Raw genomic sequence first — 22,631 nt, forward strand, 5'->3', positions numbered from 1 at the left:
CGCTGATCAACGGGACGCGACCTACACGCGCCGCAGCACACTGGCGGTGCCGAGCGAGCCGCCGCAGCACATCGTCACCAGCGCGTGTTCGGTGCCGGAGCGTTCGAGCTCGTGCAGCGCCGACACGAACAGGCGGGTCCCGGTCGCGCCGAGCGGGTGCCCGAGCGCGATCGCGCCGCCGTTGACGTTGATCCGGTCGGGGTCGGCGTCGTGGTGACGGGCCCACGAGAGCACCACCGCCGCGAACGCCTCGTTCACCTCGTACCGGTCGATGTCGTCCAGCTTCATGCCGGCCCGCGCGAGTACCTTCGCGGTCGCCGCGACGGGCCCATCCAGCAGGTAGTAGGGATCGGCCCCGGTGACGACCTGGTGCGCCAGCCGCGCCCGCGCCCGCAGCCCGAGCTCCCGGGCCCGGTGCTCGGCCACCCACAGCACGGCGGCCGCGCCGTCGGAGACCTGTGACGACGTCGCGGCGGTGTGCAGCCCGTCGCGCATGTTCGGGCGCAGCCCGGCCAGCACCTCCGCCGTGGTCTCCCGCAGTCCCTCGTCCCGCGCCACCAGCCGGCCCTCGGCGCCGACCGGCGCCACCTCCCGGTCGTAGCGGCCCCCGGCCCAGGCCCGCGCGGCGAGCACCTGCGACCGGACCCCGAACGCGTCGAGCTGCGCGCGGGTGAAGTGCTCCCGCCGGGCGATCCGCTCGGCGCCGCCGAACTGCATCCGCGGCGGATCGTCGAACGGGTAGTCCTCGGTCAGGTAGTGGCCCGGCCCGTTGACGATGTTCGCCCCGATCGGCACGCGGCTCATCGACTCGACGCCGCAGGCGATGCCGACCTCGATCACACCGGCCGCGATGAGCGCGGCCACGAGGTGGTTGGCCTGCTGACCCGACCCGCACGAGGTGTCCACAGTGGAGCATCCGACGGCGGGATCGCCACCGGCGTCGAGCCAGGCGTTGCGGGTCACGTTCAGGCTCTGCTCACCGATCTGTGTCACGCAGCCGCCGATGATCTGCTCGACGTGGCTCGGCGGAAGCCCGCATCGGCGCAGCACCTCCTGCTGCGCGTGCCGGAGCAGCTGCACGGCGCTCAGCCCGGACAGCCAGCCGTCGCGCCTGCCGATCGGGGTACGCACCGCCTCGACGATCACCGGTACTGCCATGCGGGCCAGCGTGGCACGCGACACCGCGACGCCGACAATGCCACTGTCGGGCCGGCCGGCCCGCAACTGTGCATAGCGCGCGAGCGGGTCAGCCGGTCAGCCGGGTCAGCCGGTCAGCCGGTAGAGCCGGTGGAACCGATGCTCGACCGGCAACGGGTGGGCGCGCTCGAAGCCGGCCTCGCGGGCCAGCGCGTCCACCGCCGCCGGGCGCAGCACCGTACCGGTCGCCGCGGACGGCTGCTCGAAGCGTCCGACCGGCAGGCAGTGCAGGACGCTGACGGCGTAGAGGAAGCGCTCGGTCTCGTCCGCCGGGGCGACCGGCTGCTCGGCGGCCCGCGGCTCCATCAGCAGGACGCAGCCGTCGCGCTCGGCGCGCAGCGACCGCAGCGCCCGCAGCACGGGCACCGGCCGGGCCATGTCGTGCAGCGCATCCAGCAGGCATACCAGCTGGTAGCGGCCGGCAAGCTGCGGATCGGCGGCGTCGCGCACCGCGAAGCTGACCCGGTCGGCGACGCCCGCCTGCGCGGCGTTGGCCCGCGCGTCGGCCACCGAGGCCGGGTCGAGGTCGAAGCCGTGCACGGTGGCGGCCGGATAGGCGCGGGCCAGCGCGATGCTGGACCAGCCGCTGCCGCACGCGACATCGGCGATGGCGGCACCGGCGCCCAACCGGCTGTGCACGTCGGGCAGCGCCCGGCGGATCCACCCGGGCAGCTGGCGCAGGAACACCGCCTGGTTGAGCCCGCCGTCGCCGCCGCGCAGGTCGTCGCCGTACGCCGCGTACGGCACTCCGCCGCCGGTGCGGTAGGCGTCCAGCAGCCGTGGCAGGACACCGGCGACGCCACCCACCGGCAGCAGGACCATCGGGGCGACCGAGTTCGGGCCGCCGGAGCGGATCAGCGCCTCGGTGTGGCCGGGTGGCAGGGTGTACTCCCGCTCGGCGGCGGCCCGCCCGGCGTCGTCGACCTCGATGAGCCCGGCCGCCGCCTGCTGCTCCAGCCACTCCAGCGCGTAGCGCCCGTCGACGCCGGCGCGGGCCGCGAGACCCGCCGCCGTCAGCGGCCCGTCCGCCATGGCCTCGTACAGCCCGAGCCGCAGCCCGAGATAGACGGTCATCAGCTCCGCGGTCGCCAGGCCGGCCAGAAACAACCGGGTGGCAAGCGCTGCGGCCGTATGCGCATGACCCGCCGGCGCGAACGTCATAACTGCCCCCTATACCCGAAGGGACCCGACGATAGCCGACAATCGCAGTACCCGACAGGCATCGACGCAACTAGATTGCGAGGCATGGAGCCCTCCACGAGCCGGGCCTCGACCGGCCAGCGTCTACTGTGGATACTCGACCGGAACCGGGGGGCCGACGGCGCGCTCAACTGCCCGACCCTGTGCCGTGTCACCGGCGAGCTCGACGTCGCCGCGCTGGGCTCGGCGCTCACCGCGCTGACCGCCCGGCACGAGAGCCTGCGCACGACGTTCACCGGCCGCGGGCCGCTCCTGACCCAGCTGATCAATCCGCCGCGGCCGGTCGAGCCCGTGGTCGTCGACCTCCGCGCGACGGCCGACCCGGCCGCCGCGCTGCGCCGGGCGCTCGCCGGCGAACTGGCCACCCGGATCGACCCGACCCGCTGGCCGGTGCGGGTGACGGTGTGGCGCACCGGCGACGAGGCCTGGCTGATCTGTATCAACGCCCACCACCTCGTCACCGACGCGTGGTCGTGTGCGGTGCTCTTCCGCGAGCTCTGGCAGCTGTACGAGGGGGGAACGCCGGAGCCGGTCGCCTGCCAGTACCGCGACTTCGCGGACTGGCAGCGCGGACGCGAGGGCGGCGGGATGACGCGGCACGCCGCGTACTGGCGGGCGAAGCTCGCCGGCGCCCGCCCACCCGTCCTGCCCGCCGCCGCGGACGGGGACGGCCCGCCGGCCGGCGGCAGCGCCACCATCGCCGCCGACATCCCGGAGGACGTCGTGCGGCGGCTGCGGGCGGTCGGCCGGCAGGAGCGCACCACCCTGTTCACGGTGATGCTGGCGCTGTTCTACGCGACGCTGTACCGGATCACCGGCCAGGCCGACCTGACGGTGTCCTCCGTGTTCGCGAACCGGGTGCGGCCCGAGCACGGGCAGGTGGTCGGCTTCCTGGCGAACCTGGTGCTGCTGCGCACGACCGTGCCCGGCGAGGACTTCGCCGAGTTGCTGCGCCGGACCCACGGCACGGTGCGCGACGCGTTCATCCACCAGGAGCTGCCGTACCACCTGCTGCCGCTGGACCCGCAGCGCGGCGCCGGCCGGCCGGACGACCTGGTGTTCCAGATGCTCGCCGAGCCGGCCGAGCGGCGGCGGGTTCCCGGGGCCTGGGTCGAGGCGTACGTCCCGGACGGCGTCGCCACCCGGTTCCGGGCCGAGTTCGCCCTGGTGCCGCGCCAGCAGGGCATCCAGGTGCTGCTGTTCCACGCCGGCCTCGCCCCCGACGTCGCCGCCGCCCTGACCACCGGCTATGCCGACATCGCGGCCGAGGTGGCCGCCCGCGTGGGCGGCCCCGGTTACGGCGTCGAGGGCCAGCCGACGGCGGCCAGGCCGAGCTGACGGCAGACGTCGGCGGCCACCCGCGCCCGGTGCGGCACCAGGTAGAAGTGGTCACCGGGGTACACCCGCAGCGTCGGCTCGCCGCGGATGCCGTCGCGCCAGCCGTCCCGCACCGCCGCGACCGGCGCCTCCGGGTCGGCCTCGCCGACGCAGAGCACCACGGGACAGCGCACCGCCGGGCGCGGCGCGGGGCCGTACGTCTCGCTCAGCCGGTAGTCGGCCCGCAGGGTCGGCAGCACCAGACCCCTGAGCTCGTCGCAGTGCACGAGCTCGGGGCTCGTGCCGCCCAGGCGGGCCAGCTCGCCCCAGAGCACCTCGTCCGGCTCGCGGTGGCGCAGGCCCGGATCGGCCGGTGCCGCCCGGCCGGAGACGAACAGGGCGAGCAGCAGACCGCCGGCCCGGTCCTGCACCTGACGGGCCACCTCGAACGCCACCGCGGCGCCCAGGCTGTGCCCGAAGAGCGCGAACGGGCGGTCCAGGCGCTCCGTCAGCGCGCCGGCGATCCTGGCCGCCATGGCCGTGAGCGCCTCGGCGTGCGGCTCGCCGAACCGGTCACCGCGGCCCGGGTACTGCACCCCCAGCAGCTCGATCTCCGGCGGCAGGTCGGCCTGCCAGGGACGGTAGAAACTCGCGGCGCCGCCGGCATGCGGCAGGCACACCAGGCGCATCGCGGCGTGCGGACGGGGCCGGAACGCCCGCAACCACAGATCCCATTCGCCGCTCATGCCGTGTCCTCGGCGACGGCCAGCGCGGCCGCCGGCAGCACCTGCGGCGAGGCGGGATGGCGGCGCATCGCGGGCGGGCCGAGGCGGGCGTTCACGTCGGCGGTGAGCCGGCACAGCGCCAGATGGTACTGGCCGCGCCGCCGGGCGGCCGCCGGGTCGGGCAGGTCCGCGGCCAGCTCCCGCAGCGCGTGACGCACCGCGTCGGGCCAGAGCCGGGCCAGTACCTCGCGGTAGCTGGGGGCCTCGGCCGGCCCGAGTGGTGCGGTGCTGGCGAAGTCGAGATGGCCCGCGGCGGAGTCCTCGAACGCGACGACGGAGGCGGCGTCGGCGGGCATGTGCGGGCGCGGTGACCACAGCACCGGGCCGTGGGTGTTGACGAGCGTGAGGTGGCCGCCCTCGGTGCCGATGGTGATCCGGTGGAACAGGTGCGCGAAGTTGTCCGGCTGCGACGGGTCCATCTCCTGCTGCACCCGCAGCGTCAGCGGCACGCCGGCGAGGGTGCCGTCCAGGCTGCGGAAGGCGGCCTCGGGCCCGGCCGGCTGCGGGCCGGCGAACGACCAGGGCCGCACGGAGCCCAGCGCTCGGCCGAGGATGTCCCACAGGGTGTACGTCACCTGCACCGCCACCATCGCGTCCACGAAGAGCGGCCGCTGGCGGGCGAGCAGGGCCCGGGCCGCGGCGACGAACCGGCGCACCGGCGCGACGTGGACGTAGTGCGTGTTGAGATGGTGGACGACGCCGTGCCGGTGCGCCGTGCGCAGGCACCCGGCCAGCTCGTCGTGGTGCAGCGGGTGCTCCTGCAGCACGTGGATGCCCCGTGCCAGCAGCGCCGAGGCGAGCTCGGCGCCGGGGCCGCCGGTGACCGCGCCGCCGACGACGACGCAGGCGATCTCGACGTCGGACGGCACCTGCGCCACGGTGGTGTAGAGCGGCACGCCGTAGTGCGCGGCGCACGCCACCGAGCGGGCCCCGCCGCGGGCGAGGATGCCGGCGAGCTCGAAGCCCGCGTCGGGCGCGGCCAGCGCGGCGAGGTAGATGCGGCCGAAGTCGGTGCCGCAGACGAGCACGCGCGGCCGGCTCACAGCTCCCCCTCGTCCGCGGCGGCGCCGTCCAGGCCCCCGTCGATGACCTCGAACACGCGAACCGTCGGATGTGCCCGCAGCGCGTCGGCGACCGGCGGGTAGGCAACGACCTCCGCGGCGAGGTGGACGCCCGCCGGGAGCCGCCCCGCGAGCGCGTCGGCGGTGGCCTGCGCCGCGAGCAGCGCGGTGGCCTCGTAGGTGTCCTCGGTCCGCAGCACCAGGACCCGGCGGCCCGCGGCGTCGGCGATCTCGAACACGAACAGCTGGTACGGGTCGCGGCCGAAGAGATCCAGCGCGGCGGCCTCGGCCAGCTCCCGGGCCGCCGACTCGAGGTCGCCGGCGCCGAGCATGGCCGGACGCAGGCGGCTCAGCGCCGCCACCACGTTGCCGCCGCCGTCGAACACGTTGTACCAGTCGACCTCGTCCGCACCGAGCGTGGCGGCGAGCCACTCGGTCTCGCCGCTGAGGAAGGGATGCACGGCCACCCGGCCGGGGTAGAACGGCACCTCGACGCCGGTCAGCGGTTCCAGCGCCCGCGAGACCCGGCGGCCACCGCGCCACGCGGCCAGCGGCTCGCCGTGCCCGCCGCCCAGGCTCAGCAGGTACTCCGCGGCGCCGGCCGGGGTCATCCGGTCCACCAGCCCGGCGTACGCGGTGAGCCGCGCGACGCGGCCGGACCCGGCGCGGGCCAGCCCGAGCGGCAGCAGCGCGGTCAGGCCGGGCATGAGGCCCGCGTTGAGGACGGCGGCCCGGTCGCCGGTGCCGGCCGCGGTGAGCAGGTCCCGTACGGGCAGGTCGCCCCCGGGATCGACGTAGTGGGCACCGGCGGCCAGGGCGGCCACCGCGACGCGGTCCAGCACCCGGTACGAGGGACCGGCGCAGTTGACGACAACGGCGCATCCGGCGCAGAACGCGGCGAGGCTGCCCGGGTCGTAGACGTCGACCGCCGCCGCCTCGCCGCGTCCCTCGAGCTGCTTGTCGACGAGCGCCGCCGCCGCGTGCGGGTCGCGGCCGCCGATCCGCAGCCGTGCCCCGCCCCGGTCGTGCAGCTGCCGGGCGAGCGCCGCGCCGACCGCGCCGTAACCGCCGACGACACCGACCAGCGGCTCAGCCACGGCCGTCCCCGATCAGCTCGGCCACGGCCGCGGCCCGCGGCCCGGCGAGGCAGTCCGCCGCGGTGCCGGGGACGTCGACGACCCGGAGTTCGCCGAGGCACACCTCCTGCCAGAAGGCGGTCATGTCCGCCAGGGCCGCCGGTTCCTCGCCGGCCGGCCGCAGCAGGGTGATGTCGCCGAAGTAGGGCATCACCTCGTGCCGGCCCGTCGCTCGCACCGTCTGCCGGAACACCGGGAACCGTTCGGCGGCCTCGCCGGGGTTGGCGGTACCGAGCGCGGCCACGGCCTCGGCCAGCGCGCCGAGCCGGTCGGCCTGGGTGACCTCGCCGAGCTCGCCCCGGGCCAGCGACCCGTCCGGGACCAGCACCGGGTTCCGGCCGCGGGCGGCGGCGATCTGCGCGGCCACCTCGCCGGCCGACGGGTAGCCGAGCTCGGCCGGATCGACGCCCAGCTCGAGTGCGTAGAGGTACTCGGTGAGCAGCTCGTCCTCCACGACGTACGGCGGCGGGTAGCCGGCGATGACGGTCACGCCGGTCACCGCCCCGCCGGCCTCGGCCAGCTGCCGGGCCATCTCGACGGCGAGGACCGCGCCGAGCCGGCAGCCGACGAGGTGCACCGCGTCGTGGCCTTCGGCCCGCAGCCGGTGCGCGTACGCCCCGGCGACGCGCTCGATCAGCCGGTCCGGCGCGGCGGCAACGTAGGAGTGCGGGTCGGACAGCACCACGCCGAGGTCCCCGGCCCCGGCGGCCTCGCCGTAGCCCTCGAGCGTCCCCTGCGGGCCGTGGACGAGCACGACCGGCCGATCCGCGGGCGGCGAGCGCAGCTCCACCACGGGCGACCCGGCGGAGTCCGCAGCCGCGGGGCCGTCCTGGGGCTTGCGCAGGTGGTCGGCGAGCGAGCCGACGCTGGCGGCCTCCAGCACCACCCGCAGCAGGCTGTCGAAGAACGCGTCGGCCGCCTCCGGCACCTGCTCGATCAGCCGCGTGACGAGCTGCGCGGCCAGCAGGCTGTCGCCGCCGAGGGAGAAGAAGTCCTGGTCCCGGCCGACCTCGGCGACGGCCAGCACCTCGGCCCACACCTGGGCGAGCCGCCGCTCGAGGTCGTCCAGCGGCTGGGCGCCCGCCGTGTTGGTCACCGCCGCGCCCGCGTCGGGCCGTCCCAGCAGGCCGGCGAGGGCCCGCCGGTCGACCTTGCCGTTGGCGGTCAGCGGCAGCGCGTCGAGGACCTCGAGCCGGCCGGGCACCATGTGCTCCGGCAGCCGGGCGCGCAGGTGGCCCGTGAGCTCGGCGGCGTCGAGCGGCTGCCGGTCGCTCTTGAACCGGGCGACGAAGGCGAACATGCCCACCTCGGCCAGCGGATCGTCCACCTCCGGCAGGCACAACGCCGTGCTCCCGCCGGCCTCGGCGATCAGGTCCAGCCAGTCCGACCGGGCGATGAACGTGTCGTCGCGGCCGCGGCGCACGTCGTCGAAGTCGTTGTTCGTCGCGTCGAACAGGAACTCCATCGACGTGAGGATCTGGTAGTTGTCCTTCGTCGTCTCGATGAAGACCAGCGATCCGCCCGCCGTCAGCAGCTCGCGCAGGCGTGCCAGGGCGTGGCCGGCGTGCCGGGCGTAGTGCATGACGTTGGCGCAGACGATGACGTCGAACGAGTTGGGCTGGTGCTGCTGCGCGCGCGGGTCGGCATTGAGGTCGAACAGGCCGTACCGCACCCAGGGGAACTCGGCGAAGCGCTCGGCGGCCTTGTTGAGGAAGAACTGCGACACGTCGGTGAACAGGTAGTCGACGTCGAGCCCGGCCAGCGCCGGGATCAGGTCGATGCTGGTGCCGCCGACGCCGGCGCCGACCTCCAGCAGCCGCAGGGGGCGCCCCTCGGGGTGCGCGTGCCGGGCGATGCCGCGGCAGGCGGCGACCACGACCTGGTTGAGGTAGCGGCTGAGCGTGTTGTCGTTGTACGCGGACTCGTGGATGTCCAGGCGGCCCTCGGGGAACAGCAGCCGGACCGGGTCCAGTTCGCCGCGCATCAGCTCCGGGAGGTGCTCGGTGGCGACCCGGAAGTACCGGATGAGCTCCGCGCCGTGGCGCACCTCGCGCTGCATCCGCTCGGTGCCCCGCCACGCCTCGGCGACGTCCTCGGCGGTGACCGTCCGCAGCGGCCGGTACCGGCCGTCGTCGTCCCGGGCGAGGAAGCCGTGCTCGGTGAGTCCGCGCAGCCAGCGCCGGATGAGGCGGTGATGCTTGCCGGCGACGCGCGCGCGGGCCATGATCTCGTCGGCGGTGTGCGCGCACTCGCCGCTGGGCGCGCGTCCGTCGGTGGCGAACAGGCCCTGCTCCCGCAGCGTGCAGAGCATGGCCCGCATCGCGGTCTCGTCCAGCTGCCGCGCGAAGGCGGCCAGCCGCGCGGTGTCGACGCCGGCGCACACCTCGCCGGCGGCCGCCGCCGCATCCGCGTGCAGGCGCTCGGCGAGCGCCCGGTCGCGGCCGGCCGCGCCGTCGCGGGGTGCCGCCTCGACCGCGGCGGCGAGCCGGCGTTGCATCGGCTCCGCGCCGTCGACCAGCGCCGCGGCATTGCCGACCGCGGGATGCGCCAGCAGGGCACTCTCAACCTCGGCCAGCTCGATGCGGTGGCCGCGCACCTTCACCTGCGTGTCCTCGCGGCCGAGGAACTCGATGTCGCCGCCGGGCAGCTGGCGGCCGAGGTCGCCGGTGCGGTAGAGCCGCTCGCCGGTCGCCGGGTGGGTGATGAACCGGGCGGCGGTCAGCGTCTCGTCGCCCAGGTAGCCCAGCGCCACGCCGGCACCCCCGATGTACAGCTCGCCCGGCACCCACTCGGGCCGCTCCCGCAGCCGGTGGTCGAGCACGTGCACGGTCTGGTTGGTGAGCGGGCGGCCGTACGGGATGCTGGCCCAGCCGGGGTCGACCCGCTCGACCGGGTGGTAGATGGACCAGATCGACGCCTCGGTCGCACCGCCGAGGCTCACCACGCGCAGCCCGGGCACCCGGGCGCGGATACGGTCGGGCAGCGGCACCGGGATCCAGTCACCGGACAGCAGCGCCAGCCGCAGCGGCCCGGCGCCGACGCCGGGAACCGCGGCCAGGTAGTCGTGGAGCATCTGCAGCTGCGCCGGCACCGAGTTCCACACGGTGACGCCGTGCCGGGCCAGCAGGTCGGCCCAGTGCGACGGGTCGCCGCGGCGGTCGGCGTCGGGCAGCACCAGCACGCCTCCCGCGGCCAGCGTGCCGAACACGTCGTACACGGACAGGTCGAACCCGAGTCCGGCCAGTCCGAGGACGCGGTCGTCCGCGCCGACGGCGAACCGGGCGGTGACGTCGGCGATGGTGTTCAGCGCGCCGCGGTGGCTGATCACCACGCCCTTCGGTACCCCGGTCGAGCCGGAGGTGTAGATGACGTACGCGGGATCGTCGGGCCGGACACCGGTGGCGGGCGGCTCGCCCACGGCGGTCGCGGCCAGGCCGTCCACGGCGACCGCGGCCACGCCGGCCGGCAACGGCGCGGCCGACTCCAGCACCCACGACTGGCCCAGGACGCGGCGCACGCCCGCGTCGGCCAGCAGCAGGTCACGGCGGGCCGGCGGCTGGCCGGTGTCGATCGGCAGGTACACGGCGCCGGCCAGCAGCGTGCCGAGCACGCCGGCCACCTGTTCGACGCCCTTGTCCATGACGATCGCGACGATGTCGCCGGGCTCGGTACCGTCGGCGCGCAACCGGGCCGCGACGGCGGCGGCCCGCCCGGCCAGCTCGCCGTAGGTCAGCGTGGTCCCACCGGCGACGAGCGCGGGCCGGTGCGGTGCCCGGGCGGCCTGGGCGAAGACGTCCTCGTGCAGCAGCCGGTCGGGCAGCGGCCCGGCGGAGTCCAGGTACGCCTCGCGGCGGGTGCGCTGGGCGGCCGGCAGCGGCACCGGCGCGGGCTCGTCCCACGCCCGCGGATCGTCGGCGAGGCGGTGCAGCAGTGTCGCGTAGGCGTCGAACATGTCCGCGGCCACGCCGTCGCGCAGCACCCCGTCCCGCACGTCCCAGCTGGTCGCGAGGCCGCCGTCGCGCTCGATGTTCTGGCAGTCGATCCACACCTGCGGCGTCTGGCTGCTGCCGTGGAGCAGCTCCCCGCGAGGCTCACCGTCCCGCTCGCCGGAGAGGCCGATCGCGCTGGTGAACACGACCGGCATGAGCGCGGCCTCGGCCCCGCCGCGCCGCGCGATCTCGCGGATCACCTCGACACCGGAGCACAGCCGGTGCTCGAGGTCCGCGAAGAGCTGCGCCTGCACGGCCGCGGCGCGGGCGGCGAACCCGGCACCGCTGGTGCCGTCGGTGGCGGCCGTGGCGGCAGTGGCGTCGATGGCGAGCAGGTCCACCGAGGTGAAGTCCCCGACCAGGGCGCCGACGCGCGGGTGCAGCGGCATGCGGTTGAGCAGGGTCAGGTTCAGGGTGAACCGGGGCTGCCGGCTCCAGGCGCCGACCACCTCGGCGTACGCGGCGAGCACGGCGCCCGACGGCGTCACCCCGTGCGCGGCCGCCTGCCGGCGCAGCGCCGCCCACGTCTGCGGCGGCAGCGTGGCCTGCCACCGGGTGAACCGGGCCGGACCGGACCGGCCGCGGCCCGGTGCCAGCGGCAGCTCGGGGGCGGGTGGCAGCTCGTCGATGCGGCGCCACCAGTAGTCGCGGTCGGCCTCGTAGCGGGGGCCGGAGCGCAGCCGGCGTTCGGCGGCCAGGTAGTCGCGGAACGTGACATCCAAGGCGGGCAGGGGGTCGTCCGGCCGGTGGTACCAGTGGTGCAGCTCGTCGAGCAGGATCTCGATGCTGACGAAGTCGCAGATGAGGAAGTCGATGGAGAAGTGCAGCAGGTCGCGGCCGGGCATGCGGGTCACGCGCAGCTCGAACAGCGGCCAGCGGCCCGGGTCGTAGACCTTGTGGTCGAGCTCGGCGCGCACGCCCGCGGCCGCGGCCTCGGCCGCCGCGGGTTCGGCCTGCCGCACGTCGAGCACGGCGATGCGGTACTCCGGCACGTTTGGCAGCACCCGCTGGGAACCGCCCCGGTCGACCACCGCGCGCAGCATGTCGTGCCGGCGAATCACCTGCCGCCAGGCCACCGCGAGCCGGTCGGGGTCCAGCTCGGAGTAGGCCAGCTCGCCGTAGCCGTGACAGGCCACGCCGCCGTAGTCGAAGGTGTCCCGCCGGCCGAGCAGGTACGCGGCCTGCACGTCGGTGAGCGGGAACGGCTCGTGCCGCGACTCGGGCGCCGGCTCGACCGCCGCGGCACCATCGCCATCCACAGTGGACAGTGTGCGCAGCAGCTCGGAGCGGTGCGCACGCAGCAGCGCCCGGCGGTCCTCGGTCAGCACGCCCTGCGGCGCGCGGTACCGCAGCCGGCCGTCCTCGGCCCACAGCCGTACACCCAGGCGCTCCAGGTCGGCGATGAGGTCGGTGGGGCTCACAGCTCGCCCTCCTCCATCTGCGTGATGTGCCGCGCCTGGTCGGCGACGGTCGTCATGGCGAACAACTGCGGCAGCGACAGCGCCACCCCGAACCGGTCCCGCAACGCCTGCACGAGCCGGGTGGCGAGCAGGCTGTCCCCGCCGAGGACGAAGAAGTTCTGGTCCCGGCCGACGCGATCGAGCTCCAGCAGCGAACGCCACAGTTCCGAGACCGCCTGTTCGACGGGGCCGTCCGGCGGCGACGATGCCGGTCCAGGCTGTCGTACGGCGAGGGCGGCGACCGCCGCCCGGTCGACCTTGCCGTTCGGGTTCAGCGGCAGGGCATCGAGGACGACGATGTGCTCGGGCACCATGTAGGCCGGGACGCGGGTGGCGAGGCCGGCGCGGAGCATCGCCACGCTCGGGGCCTCGCCGACCGGCACCACCGCCGCGGCGAGACGGCGGACCCGCTCGCCGACGGCCACGGCGACCGCGTGCTCGACGGCCGGGTCCGCGCGCAGGGCCGCCTCGATCTCGCCCAGTTCCACCCGGTGCCCGCCGATCTTCACCTGGTTGTCGGTGCGGCCGAGGAACTCCAGCGTGCCGTCGGGCCAGTACCGGCCCAGGTCTCCGGTGCGGTACCACCGCGTCCCGCCGTGCTCGACGAACCGGGCGGCGGTGCGTGCCGGGTCGCCGCGGTAGCCGAGCGCGACGCCCGCTCCGCCGATCCACAGCTCGCCGGCGACCCAGTCGGGGCAGTCCCGGCCCTCGTCGTCGGCCACCCGGTAGCGCTGGTTGCGCAGCGGCAAGCCGTACGGGATCGACGTCCAGTGCGCCGGCACTTCGCCCACGTCGTAGGCGTTGGACCAGATCGCGGTCTCGGTGGCGCCGCCGAGCGCGACCAGCCGGCAGCGGCCCCCGCTGTGCCGGCCCAGCCGCTCCGGCAGGTCGAGCCCGACCCAGTCGCCGGACACCAGGGCGAGCCGCAGCGCACCCTCCCGGCGGTCCCCGGCGGCGAGCAGCAACATGTCCAGCAGGGCCGGCACGCTGTTCCACACGGTGACCCGGTGCCGGGCCATCAGCTCCAGCCACTGGTCCGGGTCGCGGCGGCCGTCCTCGCCGAGGAGTACCACCGTACCCCCCGCCGACAGCAGCCCGAAGAGGTCGTAGACGGACAGGTCGAAGTCGAGCGCGGACACGGCGAGGACCCGGTCGTCCGGTCCGACGCCGTAGCGTTCGTTGACGTCCTCGACGGTGTTCATCGCGGCCCGGTGGGTCAGCTCCACGCCCTTCGGCTCCCCCGTCGAGCCCGAGGTGAAGATGACGTACGCGAGCCGGTCGTCGGGGCCGTCCACCGGTCGGGGCAGCGGATCCGCGAGCAGCGCGGCGGCGATCGTGTCCTGGTCCAGGCTCAGGCGGGCGGCGCTCGCCTCGCGGATCCGGTCACGGCGTCGCACCGGCTGGTCGACACCCACCGGCACGTAGGCACCCCCGGCGGCCAGGACGCCGAGCACGCCGGCAACCTGGTCGGGGCCCTTCGGCAACGTCACCGCGACCGGTTCGCCGCCGCCGACGCCGCGGCCGGCGAGCCATCCCGCCACGCGCAGCGCCCGGTCGGACAGCTCGCCGTAGGTCATCGTGTCATCGGCACCCCAGGCCAGCGCGATCCGGCCGGGGTCCTCGGCGGCCCGGGCGAAGAAGCCGTCATGCAGGCGGCGGCCGCTCTGCGCGGCGTCGGTCGCGTTCACGGCGGCGCGCACGCGCGCCTGCTCCGGCGGCAGCAGCGCGGGCACCGGCGCGGACCAGTCCGCGCCCGGTTCGGCGAGCCGGTCGAGCAGCCGGCCGTACGCGTCGAACATGTCGTCCAGCACGCCGGGCGGGAACAGCTCCTCGACCGCGTCCCAGGTCAGCGTCACCCCGCCGTCCGCACGCCGGGTCACCTGGTGGTCCAGCCAGACCTGCGGGGTCTGCGACAGCCCGGCCACCGGCGCGTCGAACGGCGGCTCGAGCGCGGCCGCGCCGGGGCCGACACCGAGCGTGCTGGTGAACACGACCGGCACCGCGACCTGCCCGGCCCCGGATCGCCGGGCCATCTCGCGCAGCACCGGCAGGGCCGAGACGCCGCGGTGCTCGATGGCGTCGAAGACGCGGCGCTGCGCGAGCCGGGCGGCGCCCAGGAAGCCGCCGCCGCCCGCCGTGTCGAAGTCGACGAGCAGCAGCGAGGTGAAGTCGCCGACGACCCCGCCGATGTCCGGGTGCACGTCGGCACGGTCGAAGACGGTGAAGACGAGGCTGAACCGCGACTGCCCGCTCCAGGCGGCCAGCACCTCGGCGTAGGCGGTCGCGAGCACGGTGGACGCGGTCAGGTCGAAGCGCCGGGCCAGCTCGCCGATCGTGTGCCAGCGCTGCGGGGTCAACGTCGTCTCGCGGCGCGCGAAACGCGGCCGGCGCAGCGTCGCCGGATCGGTCCGCAACGGCAGCTGCGGGCCCGCCGGCAGGTCCGGAATCCGCTGCGACCAGTACTGCCGGTCGATGGCCGTGCGCTGCGGGTCCGGATGCGCGCCGAGCACGTAGTCGCGGAACGACAGGCCGGGCTCGGGCAGCACGGCGTCCGGATCGCGGTACAGCGTGGCCCATTCGCGGTACACCGTCATGATGCTGAGGGCGTCGAACGCGAGGTAGTCGAGGGCGACGCCGAGCCGGGTGCGGTTCCCGCCGTGGCACACCGCCCGGATGTCGAACAGCGGCCAGGCCGCCGGGTCGAGCACGGCGTGCGCGAGGTCGAGGCGCAGGCGGTCCAGGGCGCCGGGGGCTTCGGCGGGCGCCGGCCGGGCCACGGCGATGGTGTACGGGTCGACCTTCGCCAGGATCCGCTGGCGCCCGTCGGCGTCGAACACCACGCGGAGCATCTCGTGCCGGTCGACGAGCGCCCGCCATGCGCGCTCCAGCCGGGGCAGGTCGAGATCCTCGGCGTCGAACTCGAGGTACCAGGTGGTGCCGGCGCCGCCGAGCTCCTCGGAGCGGCCCAGCCAGTACGCCAGCTGGGTCTCGGTGGCCGGGAAGGGGTCGTGCCGGCCGGCCGGGTCGGCGGTGATGCCGGTGGTGACGGCAGGCGCCGCGGCCGGCCGCAGCCCGGCGGCGAAGTCGCGCAGGACCGGCGCCGAGTACAGGTGGCCGAGCCGGGCGCCGAGGCCGGCCGCGCGCAGCCGCCCGATCATCCGGGTGGCGAGCAGGCTGTCGCCGCCGAGCTGGAAGAAGCTGTCGTCGCGGCCGACCGCGGGCATGTCCAGGACCGCCGCCCAGGCCTCGGCGACCGTCGCCTCGACCGGTCCTCGCGGTGGCTCCGGCGGGTTCGCCCGCTCGCCCTCGGGGTTGCCGCCGGGCTCCGCGGCGAGCAGGGTGGCGACCGCGGCCCGGTCGATCTTCCCGTTGCCGGACAGCGGCAGCGAGTCCACGAGGGTGACCTGTGCCGGCACCATGAACGCCGGCACCCGCGCCGCGACGAAGGCGGTCAGGTCCGCCACGAGGTCCGCCGGCGCCGCGCCGGGTGCGGCGTCGACGGCCGCCGCGAGCCGCGTCCGGGCTCCACGCACCGCCACGACCACCGCGTGGCGCACCAGCGGGTGCTCGGCGAACGCCGCTTCGACCTCGCCCAGCTCGATGCGGTGCCCGCGGATCTTCACCTGGTGGTCGGCGCGGCCGAGGAACTCGAGGGTGCCGTCCGGCAGGTAGCGGGCCAGATCACCGGTCCGGTACCAGCGGCGGCCCGCGTGCACGACGAACTGCCGGGCGGTGCGGGCCTGGTCGCCGCGGTACTCCTGGGCCACCGACTCGCCGCCGATCCACAGCTCGCCGGCGACCCGGTCGGGGCGGTCCCGGCCGGCCTCGTCCACCACGCGGCACACCTGGTTGCGCAGCGGCACGCCGTAGGGGACGGACGTCCAGTGCGGCGGGACCTCGGCGACCTCCTGCACGGTGGAGTGGATCGCCGTCTCCGTGGTCCCGCCGAGCGCCACCAGCCGCGCGTGCGGGGCGGCCCCGGCGAGGCGCGCGGGCAGGTCCAGCCCGACCCAGTCCCCGCCGAGCAGCGCCAGCCGCAGGCCGCCGAGCTCGTCGCCGCCGGCCGCCGTCAGCAGCATGTCCAGCAGCGCGGGCACCGACTGCCACAGGGTCACGCCGTGGCGGCGCACGAGCCGGCACCACGCCGCCGCGTCGCGGCGCGACTCCTCGTCGACGAGGACGAGGCCGCCTCCGGCCGACAGCAGCCCGAAGATGTCGTACACCGAGAGGTCGAAGTCGAGCGCCGAGACGGCGAGCACCCGGTCGTGCGGCCCGACGCCGAAGCGGTCGTTGAGCGCGTCGATGGTGTTGACGGCGGCGCGGTGCGCCACCACGACGCCCTTCGGCTCGCCCGTCGAGCCGGACGTGTAGATGATGTAGGCGGGCGCGCCCGGCCACACGGACACCGGGACCGGCAGCGGGCCGCGCGACGCGAGCGCCTCGGCGAGCCGCGCGGCGTCGAGCACCACCCGGACGCCGGCCCCGCGGTGGATGCGTTCGCGGCGTACCTCCGGTTGCTCCACGCCGACGGGCACGTACACGCCGCCGGCCGCGAGCACCCCGACGACGGCGATCACCTGCTGCGGCCCCTTCGGCAGCGTCACCGCGACCGGTTCGCCGACACGGACGCCGCCGGCCGCGAGCCATCCCGCCACGCGCAGCGCCTGGCCGGCCAGCTCGCCGTAGGTCAGGGTCCGGTCGTCGCCCCAGGCCAGTGCCGTCCGGCCGGGATCATCGGCGGCGACGGCGAAGAATCCCTCGTGCAGGCCCCGCTCGGCGAGCGGGCCGGCGGTGTCGTTGACGCGCTCGCGAACGGTGCGCTGGCGGGGCGGCAGCAGGTCCGGTGCGGGCCGGTTCCAGTCCGCGTCCGGCGCGCCGAGCCAGGCCAGCAGGCGCAGGTAGGCGGCGAACATGTCGTCGAGCACGTCCGGGGCGAAGAGCCCGTCGACGGCGTCCCAGTTGACGTACAGGCCGCCCTCGCGCTCGGTGACCTGGTGGTCCAGCCACACCTGCGGGGTCTGCGAGATCGTCCACACCGGTTCGCCGAAGCAGTCGCGCACACCGGCGTCGAACAGCTCGCCGAGGCTCAGGGCGCTGGTGAAGACGACCGGGGCGGACGCGGGCCGGTCGGGGTGGCGCCGAGCGAGGTCACGCAGGACGTCGACGCCGGAGCAGGCCGCGTGCGAGGCACACGCGGCGAACTCGCCCTGGATCTGCTTGACCCGTGCGGCGAAGGGCCGCTCGTCGCCCACGTCGACGGCGAGCAGCGCCAGGTTGGTGAAGTCGCCGACCAGGTGGGCCACGTCCGGGTGCACCGGTTCGCGGTCGTACAGCGGCAGGTTCAGCAGGAAGCGCGGCCGGTCCGACCAGCGGCCGAGCACCTCCGCGTACGCGGTGACGAACACCATCGCGAGGGTGGTGCCGTGCGCGCGGGCACCGGCGGCGAGCGCCTCCCATTCCGCCGGTTCGAGCCGGTGGTAGCGCCGCGTCACCCGCGGCCGGCCGATGCGCTCGGGCGCCACGGCGAAGGGCAGCTCCGGGGGGCCGGGCAGGTCGTCCAGCCGCGCGCGCCACCAGTCCCGGTCGCGCTCGGCGGCGGCACCGCGGGAGCCGGCGCGCTCGGCGACGTAGCGGCGGAAGTCGTACGCGATCGGGGCCAGCGCCGGCTCCGGGTCGCGGTACAGCGCGGCGAGGTCCGACAGCAGGATCCGGAAGCTGTACGCGTCCGCCACGAGCATCTCGATGTTGACGTGGGTCCGGCACCGGCCGCCCGGCAGCAGCGTCAGCTGGATGTCGAACACCTCGCCGGCGTCGACGTCCAGCCGCCGGTGCGACAGCGCCTGACGGCGGGCGTGCAGTTCCCGCTCGACCTCCGCGGCCGGGCGGTGGCGCAGGTCGTGCACGCGCGGGCCGGGCCACGCGCCGACCGGGTCGATCACCTGCCGGCCGTCGTCGGTGAACCGGGCCCGCAGCATCGCGTGCCGCCGCATCAGCGCCTGCCCGGCCGCCGCCAGCCGGTCCGGGTCCAGGCCGCGGCCGTCGAACTCGTTGTAGAAGTGCGCGCCGACGCCGCCGAGCGGCTGGCCCTCCGCGCGCCCGACCCAGTAGGCGTGCTGCATCGGGGCCAGCTCGAACGGCTCCCCCGCGGCGTCGTCGTCGGCAGCGGCGTTCTCGGCAGCGGCGTCGCCGGCCGCGGGCTCCGGCGGCCCGGCCTCCGTGCCGAGCAGCGCGGCCCACGCCGCCAGCGTCGGCCGCTCGAGCATGTCGGCGAACGTGACGTCGGCACCGGCCTGGCGCAGCACGGCGGCGAGGCGCATCATGCGGACCGAGTCGAGGCCGAGCCTGATCAGGTCGTCCTCGGCATCGATGGCGTCGGCCGGCTCGTCCAGCAGCTCGGCGACCGCACGCCGCAATGACTGTCCCGTCGGTGCGCCGGTGGGTGTGCCGGCTCGGATTCCACCAGTCTCCATCGACCGTCCTTCGCGCCGTGAATTGCCCACACCCGAAGAGAAGACATCCGGGCGGGCCGGCACAACGCGCCGGTCGCCTTCGGCATAAGCGCTCCACAGCGCGAATACCGGCCGGATGCGGTACCGCTTATGCCGTTGTCCCGGTTCGCCTTGCCGGTCTCGCGGCGCCGGTCACAGACTCGGCCGCATGGAGACCGGATCCCTGCGCCTGCCCACCTTCGACGCCGCCGATCCGGCGGTGCTCGCGGATCCCTATCCCCGCTACGCCGAGCTGCGGCGAGCCGGGCCGCTCGCCCGGGGAGGCGTGGGCCAATGGGTGGTGTCGCGCCACGCGGACGTGGCCGCGTTGCTGCGCGACCGGCGCCTCGGCACCGAGTACCCGCCCGAGTACCACGAGTTCTCCAACGGCACCGGACCGGCCCGGGACTTCTTCGAGCGCATCATCCTCGACCGCGACCCGCCCGCGCACACGCGGCTGCGCCAGCTCATGGGCACCGCGTTCAGCCCGCGGCTCGTCCAGCGGATGGAGCGGCAGATCGCCCGCGTGACCGCCGGCCTCCTCGGTCCGCTCGCCGAGCGCGGCCGGTTCGACGCCGTCGCCGATCTGGCCTTTCCCCTGCCGGTGACGGTGGTCTGCGAGCTGCTCGGCATCCCGGCCGCGGACCGGGATCTGGTCCGGCCGAAGGCCGTCGACCTGTGCCTCGGCTTCGCGAGCGTCGTGCCGGCGCACCAGCGCGCCACCGTCGACGCGGCGGTCGTGTGGCTGCGGGACTACGTCGGCTCGCTGCTCGACGAGCGGCGCCGTGTGCCCCGCGAGGACCTGCTGTCGACGTTGCTGGCGGCCGAGGCCGACGGCGAGACGCTGACCCGCGAGGAGATCGTCGACAACGCGGTGTTCCTCTTCTTCGCCGGCTTCGAGACGACGGTCAACCTGATCGCCACCGGGTGCGCGGCGCTGCTGAGCCACCCGGATCAGTGGGCTCGCCTGCGCGGCGACCGGACGCTGGTCGCTACCGCGGTGGAGGAGTTCCTGCGCTACGACGCCCCGATCCAGCTGACCGCCCGGCTGGTCCGCGAACCGGTGGACGTCGGCGGGCGCACGATCCGCGCCGGCCGGGTGCTGGTGCTGCTGCTCGGCTCGGCCAACCGGGACGAGCACCGCTTCGCCGACCCCGACCGGCTGGACGTGGGGCGCAGTCCCAACCCGCACGTGTCGTTCGGCGGCGGCCCGCATCACTGTCTGGGTGCCGTGCTCGCCCGCGCCGAGGGCCGGGTGGTGTTCGAGCAGTTGCTCGCCCGGTTCGCCGCGATCGAGCCGGCCGGGCCGGCGGTGCGGCGCCGGGACGCCACGTTCCGCGGCCTGGCCGGCGTCCCCGTCGCGGTCCGGGCCGCGTAGGGCCTCGCCGCGTCAGCCGGTCGCCGCGGCGGCGGCCGGTGCTTCGGACGTCCGGCGGCGGGTCAGCGCCGCCTCCAGCTCCGCGACCGCGGGGTTGTCGTCCATCCAGAGCCGGCCGGAGAACAGGTCGACGATCCCGTCGTTGTGCGTGCGCACCAGCAGGCCGAAGGCGAACGTGGTCTCCCAGAACCCGTCGAGCATCATCTGCGCGACCGCGGCCCCGCGGTTGGACCACTCCTCGAACTCACGGAACGGCCGGTCCGGTTCGGAGGCGCCGCCGGCGAGCAGCCGCTGGACGTCCTCGGCCAGGCGGCGCGCCTCGGCCAGGGTGATGTTCACGCCGTAGCTGAACAGCGGGTCGATGAACCGGTGGGCGTCGCCGAGGCAGACCCAGCCGGGGCCGGAGAACCGATCCACCGTGTAGGAGTAGTTCGCCGTCACGTGGACGTCCTCGACCATCTCCACGTCCGCCACCCGCCGGGCCAGCTCGGTGTTGAACTCGCGCAGCTCCCGGCGCATGAACTCCACCGGCGATTCGCCGCGCTCCTGAAAGTACGAGGTGGGCACGACGAAGCCGATGCTGGTGGTCTCCTCGTCCAGCGGAATGAACCAGCACCAGTGGTACTTCTGCCGAAAGAACGTCAGCGTGTTGCCCCACTCCTCACCGTCGCGCACCGCGCCCGTGAAGTGCGAGTAGACCGCCATCTGCCGGGCGTAGCCGCCGGTCTCCTTGCGGCCGGTGAAGCCGAGGTTCGCCAGGAACGTCTTCTGGCCGGAGGCGTCGACGAGCACGTCGCTGTGCACGTCGACGGTGCCGCCGGCGGTGAGCGCGACCCGGACCCCGCGGACGGTGCCGGCGTCGTCCACGATCGGGCGCACGGCCCTGCCCTGGACCACCGTGGCGCCGAGCGCGGCGGCACGGTCGAAGAGGAACCGGTCGAAGGTGGAGCGGCGCACCTGCCAGCTCGTCGAGTCGTGCAGGCCGTCCTCGTCACGGCGGCGGATCGGCACCCAGAACTCGTGCCGGGCCGATGGTCCGTAGACCCGGATTCCGTGCTTGACCGGCGGGTTCAGCGCGGCCAGATCCTCCTCGATACCCAGCTCGCGCAGCAGCTCGCCGCTCTCGCCGGTGAGCGACTCTCCAATGTGGAACCGCGGGTGGGTGTCCCGCTCGATGATGACCGAGGAGATGCCCCGCTTCGCCAGGTTGATGGCGATGGCCGAGCCCGCGGGCCCACCGCCGACGATCGCTACAGGTGTCCTCATGTCGCCGCTCCTCCGGGTGTCCGCGGTTCCCGCGACCGCCTTGCCGACGGACGCTAAGGGTCCCCGGTGCGCGGCGGGGAGGACCGCCCGGCGGATGCGCATGACCGCGTCACATCGCGCATCACTCGCCGCGGTCCCGGCGGGTTACGATCAAGATCGATCGACCACCGACGATCGCGAGATCGGTCTGTCCGTGGTCCGCCCTTCGCCCTTCGCCGTTCATCGAAGCCATCGGAGGCCGCCTGTGCGCATCGCCCTCATCGCGCCGCCCTGGTTCGCCGTGCCGCCCCGGACCCACGGCGGCATCGAGACTCACCTCGCGCTGCTGGCCCGGGAACTCGACCGGCGCGGCCACGAGGTCGGCCTGTTCGCCGCCGGATCGAGCACCGCGCCGGTGCCGGTGCACGCGCTCTACGCCCAGGAGCAGGAGGAGCACCTGCACGGCTCGCGGCACAGCGTCGTGGAGGCTCGGCACGTCCAGCACGCCTACGAGGCGATCGGCCGTGATCGGTACGACGTCATCCACGACAACGCCGGGCTGCTCTCCGGCGGGATCGTGGGCGCGGTGCTCAACGAGCGGGGGCCGCGACGGCCGATCCTGCGCACCGTGCACCAGGGCGTCGACGCCACCACCCGGCCGGTGTACGACATCCTCAACGGCTTCGGGCACCTGTGGTTCAACGCGATCAGCGAGCACCAGCGGGCCCTGCTGCGGGGGCTCAAGGTGCGCGCGACCATCGCCAACGCCGTCGACCCGCAGGACCACACCTATCGCGAGACGAAGGACAAGTACCTCGCATTCCTCGGCCGGCTCGTGCCGGACAAGGGGGTGCACGTCGCGATCGAGGTCGCCCGGCGCACGGGGCTGCCGCTGCGGATCGCCGGCCGGGCCGACCGGGCCGGTGCCGGTCTGCGGTACTTCGAGGAGCGCATCCGGCCGGAGCTCGACGGGCAGGTCGAGTACATCGGCGAGATCGGCCCGGCGCAGCGCAACGAGTTCCTGTCCCGGGCCCGGGCGCTGCTGTTCCCCGCGCAGTGGGCGGAGCCGTTCGGGCTGGTCGCGATCGAGGCACTGGCCTGCGGTACCCCGGTGATCGCCAGCGACAGGGGCGCACTGCCGGAGATCGTCGAACCGGGCCGCAGCGGCTTCCTGGCCGCGGACGCCGACGCCATGAGCGAGGCGGTCGCCCGGCTCGACACGCTGCGCCCCGCGGACTGCCTGCAGCGGGTCCGCGACCACTTCACGCCCGGTCGGATGACCGAGCGGTACGTGCGGGTGTACGAGTCCCTGCTCGACACGGCCGCCTGATCGCGAGCCACACCCGCTACCCGACCAGCACACCCACCGGACGAC

Annotated in this window: 11 protein-coding genes; 3 read left to right on the forward strand and 8 right to left on the reverse strand. The window is 75.1% G+C overall.

What is annotated here, in order from left to right:
• Window positions 1-21 precede the first annotated feature (21 nt).
• Together AC6JBM_RS18520 and AC6JBM_RS18525 are read right to left on the reverse strand one after the other, a co-directional pair.
• Entirely contained in the window at window positions 22-1,158 is a 1,137-nt protein-coding gene (locus tag AC6JBM_RS18520; RefSeq protein WP_497984823.1) for a steroid 3-ketoacyl-CoA thiolase, read from the reverse strand.
• A 105-nt stretch (window positions 1,159-1,263) separates the two neighbouring features.
• Entirely contained in the window at window positions 1,264-2,271 is a 1,008-nt protein-coding gene (locus AC6JBM_RS18525) for a class I SAM-dependent methyltransferase (RefSeq protein ID WP_497984824.1), read from the reverse strand.
• Window positions 2,272-2,442: 171 nt separating this feature from the next.
• Here AC6JBM_RS18525 and AC6JBM_RS18530 point away from each other — a divergent pair, with 171 nt between their 5' ends.
• Window positions 2,443-3,735, forward strand: a complete 1,293-nt coding sequence (locus AC6JBM_RS18530) for a condensation domain-containing protein (RefSeq protein ID WP_497984825.1) — start codon at window positions 2,443-2,445, stop codon at window positions 3,733-3,735.
• Here AC6JBM_RS18530 and AC6JBM_RS18535 read toward each other — a convergent pair.
• The 5 genes from AC6JBM_RS18535 to AC6JBM_RS18555 are packed head-to-tail and all read right to left on the reverse strand — an operon-like array spanning window position 3,693 to window position 18,615.
• A complete protein-coding gene (locus AC6JBM_RS18535; protein WP_497984826.1) occupies window positions 3,693-4,460 on the reverse strand; it encodes a thioesterase II family protein in 768 nt (255 codons plus the stop codon). The two genes, AC6JBM_RS18530 and AC6JBM_RS18535, sit on opposite strands and share 43 nt — an antisense overlap.
• Complete coding sequence (locus AC6JBM_RS18540; protein WP_497984827.1) at window positions 4,457-5,542, reverse strand: Gfo/Idh/MocA family oxidoreductase; 1,086 nt, start codon at window positions 5,540-5,542, stop codon at window positions 4,457-4,459. The genes AC6JBM_RS18535 and AC6JBM_RS18540 overlap by 4 nt, the downstream gene beginning before the upstream one ends.
• A complete protein-coding gene (locus AC6JBM_RS18545) occupies window positions 5,539-6,657 on the reverse strand; it encodes a saccharopine dehydrogenase NADP-binding domain-containing protein (protein ID WP_497984828.1) in 1,119 nt (372 codons plus the stop codon). The genes AC6JBM_RS18540 and AC6JBM_RS18545 overlap by 4 nt, the downstream gene beginning before the upstream one ends.
• On the reverse strand, window positions 6,650-12,106 hold the full coding sequence (locus tag AC6JBM_RS18550) for a non-ribosomal peptide synthetase (RefSeq protein WP_497984829.1): 5,457 nt from the start codon (window positions 12,104-12,106) through the stop codon (window positions 6,650-6,652). Before AC6JBM_RS18550 ends, AC6JBM_RS18545 begins: the two co-directional genes overlap by 8 nt.
• Window positions 12,103-18,615 carry an amino acid adenylation domain-containing protein gene (locus AC6JBM_RS18555; protein ID WP_497984830.1) on the reverse strand — a complete coding sequence of 2,171 codons (6,513 nt, stop codon included), beginning with the start codon at window positions 18,613-18,615 and terminating at the stop codon, window positions 12,103-12,105. The genes AC6JBM_RS18550 and AC6JBM_RS18555 overlap by 4 nt, the downstream gene beginning before the upstream one ends.
• A 187-nt stretch (window positions 18,616-18,802) precedes the next feature.
• On the opposite strand from AC6JBM_RS18555, the gene AC6JBM_RS18560 reads away from it, so the two are divergent.
• A complete protein-coding gene (locus AC6JBM_RS18560) occupies window positions 18,803-20,011 on the forward strand; it encodes a cytochrome P450 (RefSeq protein ID WP_497984831.1) in 1,209 nt (402 codons plus the stop codon).
• 12 nt (window positions 20,012-20,023) lie between these two features.
• Here AC6JBM_RS18560 and AC6JBM_RS18565 read toward each other — a convergent pair whose 3' ends face one another.
• Window positions 20,024-21,277: an FAD-dependent monooxygenase gene (locus AC6JBM_RS18565; protein ID WP_497984832.1), complete on the reverse strand. Its 1,254-nt coding sequence runs from the start codon at window positions 21,275-21,277 to the stop codon at window positions 20,024-20,026.
• Window positions 21,278-21,521: 244 nt separating this feature from the next.
• Between AC6JBM_RS18565 and AC6JBM_RS18570 the strand changes: the two genes are divergently transcribed.
• Entirely contained in the window at window positions 21,522-22,586 is a 1,065-nt protein-coding gene (locus tag AC6JBM_RS18570) for a glycosyltransferase family 4 protein (RefSeq protein WP_497984833.1), read from the forward strand.
• Window positions 22,587-22,631 lie beyond the last annotated feature (45 nt).

This window comes from Dactylosporangium thailandense (assembly GCF_059739745.1).

What these genes read in the sequence shown, in the direction of transcription:
- AC6JBM_RS18535 (WP_497984826.1), bottom strand. Translation starts at nt 4,460, where the DNA reads ATGAGCGGCGAATGGGATCTGTGGTTGCGGGCGTTCCGGCCCCGTCCG.
- AC6JBM_RS18560 (WP_497984831.1), top strand. Translation starts at nt 18,803, where the DNA reads ATGGAGACCGGATCCCTGCGCCTGCCCACCTTCGACGCCGCCGATCCG.
- AC6JBM_RS18530 (WP_497984825.1), top strand. Translation starts at nt 2,443, where the DNA reads ATGGAGCCCTCCACGAGCCGGGCCTCGACCGGCCAGCGTCTACTGTGG.
- AC6JBM_RS18525 (WP_497984824.1), bottom strand. Translation starts at nt 2,271, where the DNA reads ATGACCGTCTATCTCGGGCTGCGGCTCGGGCTGTACGAGGCCATGGCG.
- AC6JBM_RS18565 (WP_497984832.1), bottom strand. Translation starts at nt 21,277, where the DNA reads ATGAGGACACCTGTAGCGATCGTCGGCGGTGGGCCCGCGGGCTCGGCC.
- AC6JBM_RS18555 (WP_497984830.1), bottom strand. Translation starts at nt 18,615, where the DNA reads ATGGAGACTGGTGGAATCCGAGCCGGCACACCCACCGGCGCACCGACG.
- AC6JBM_RS18520 (WP_497984823.1), bottom strand. Translation starts at nt 1,158, where the DNA reads ATGGCAGTACCGGTGATCGTCGAGGCGGTGCGTACCCCGATCGGCAGG.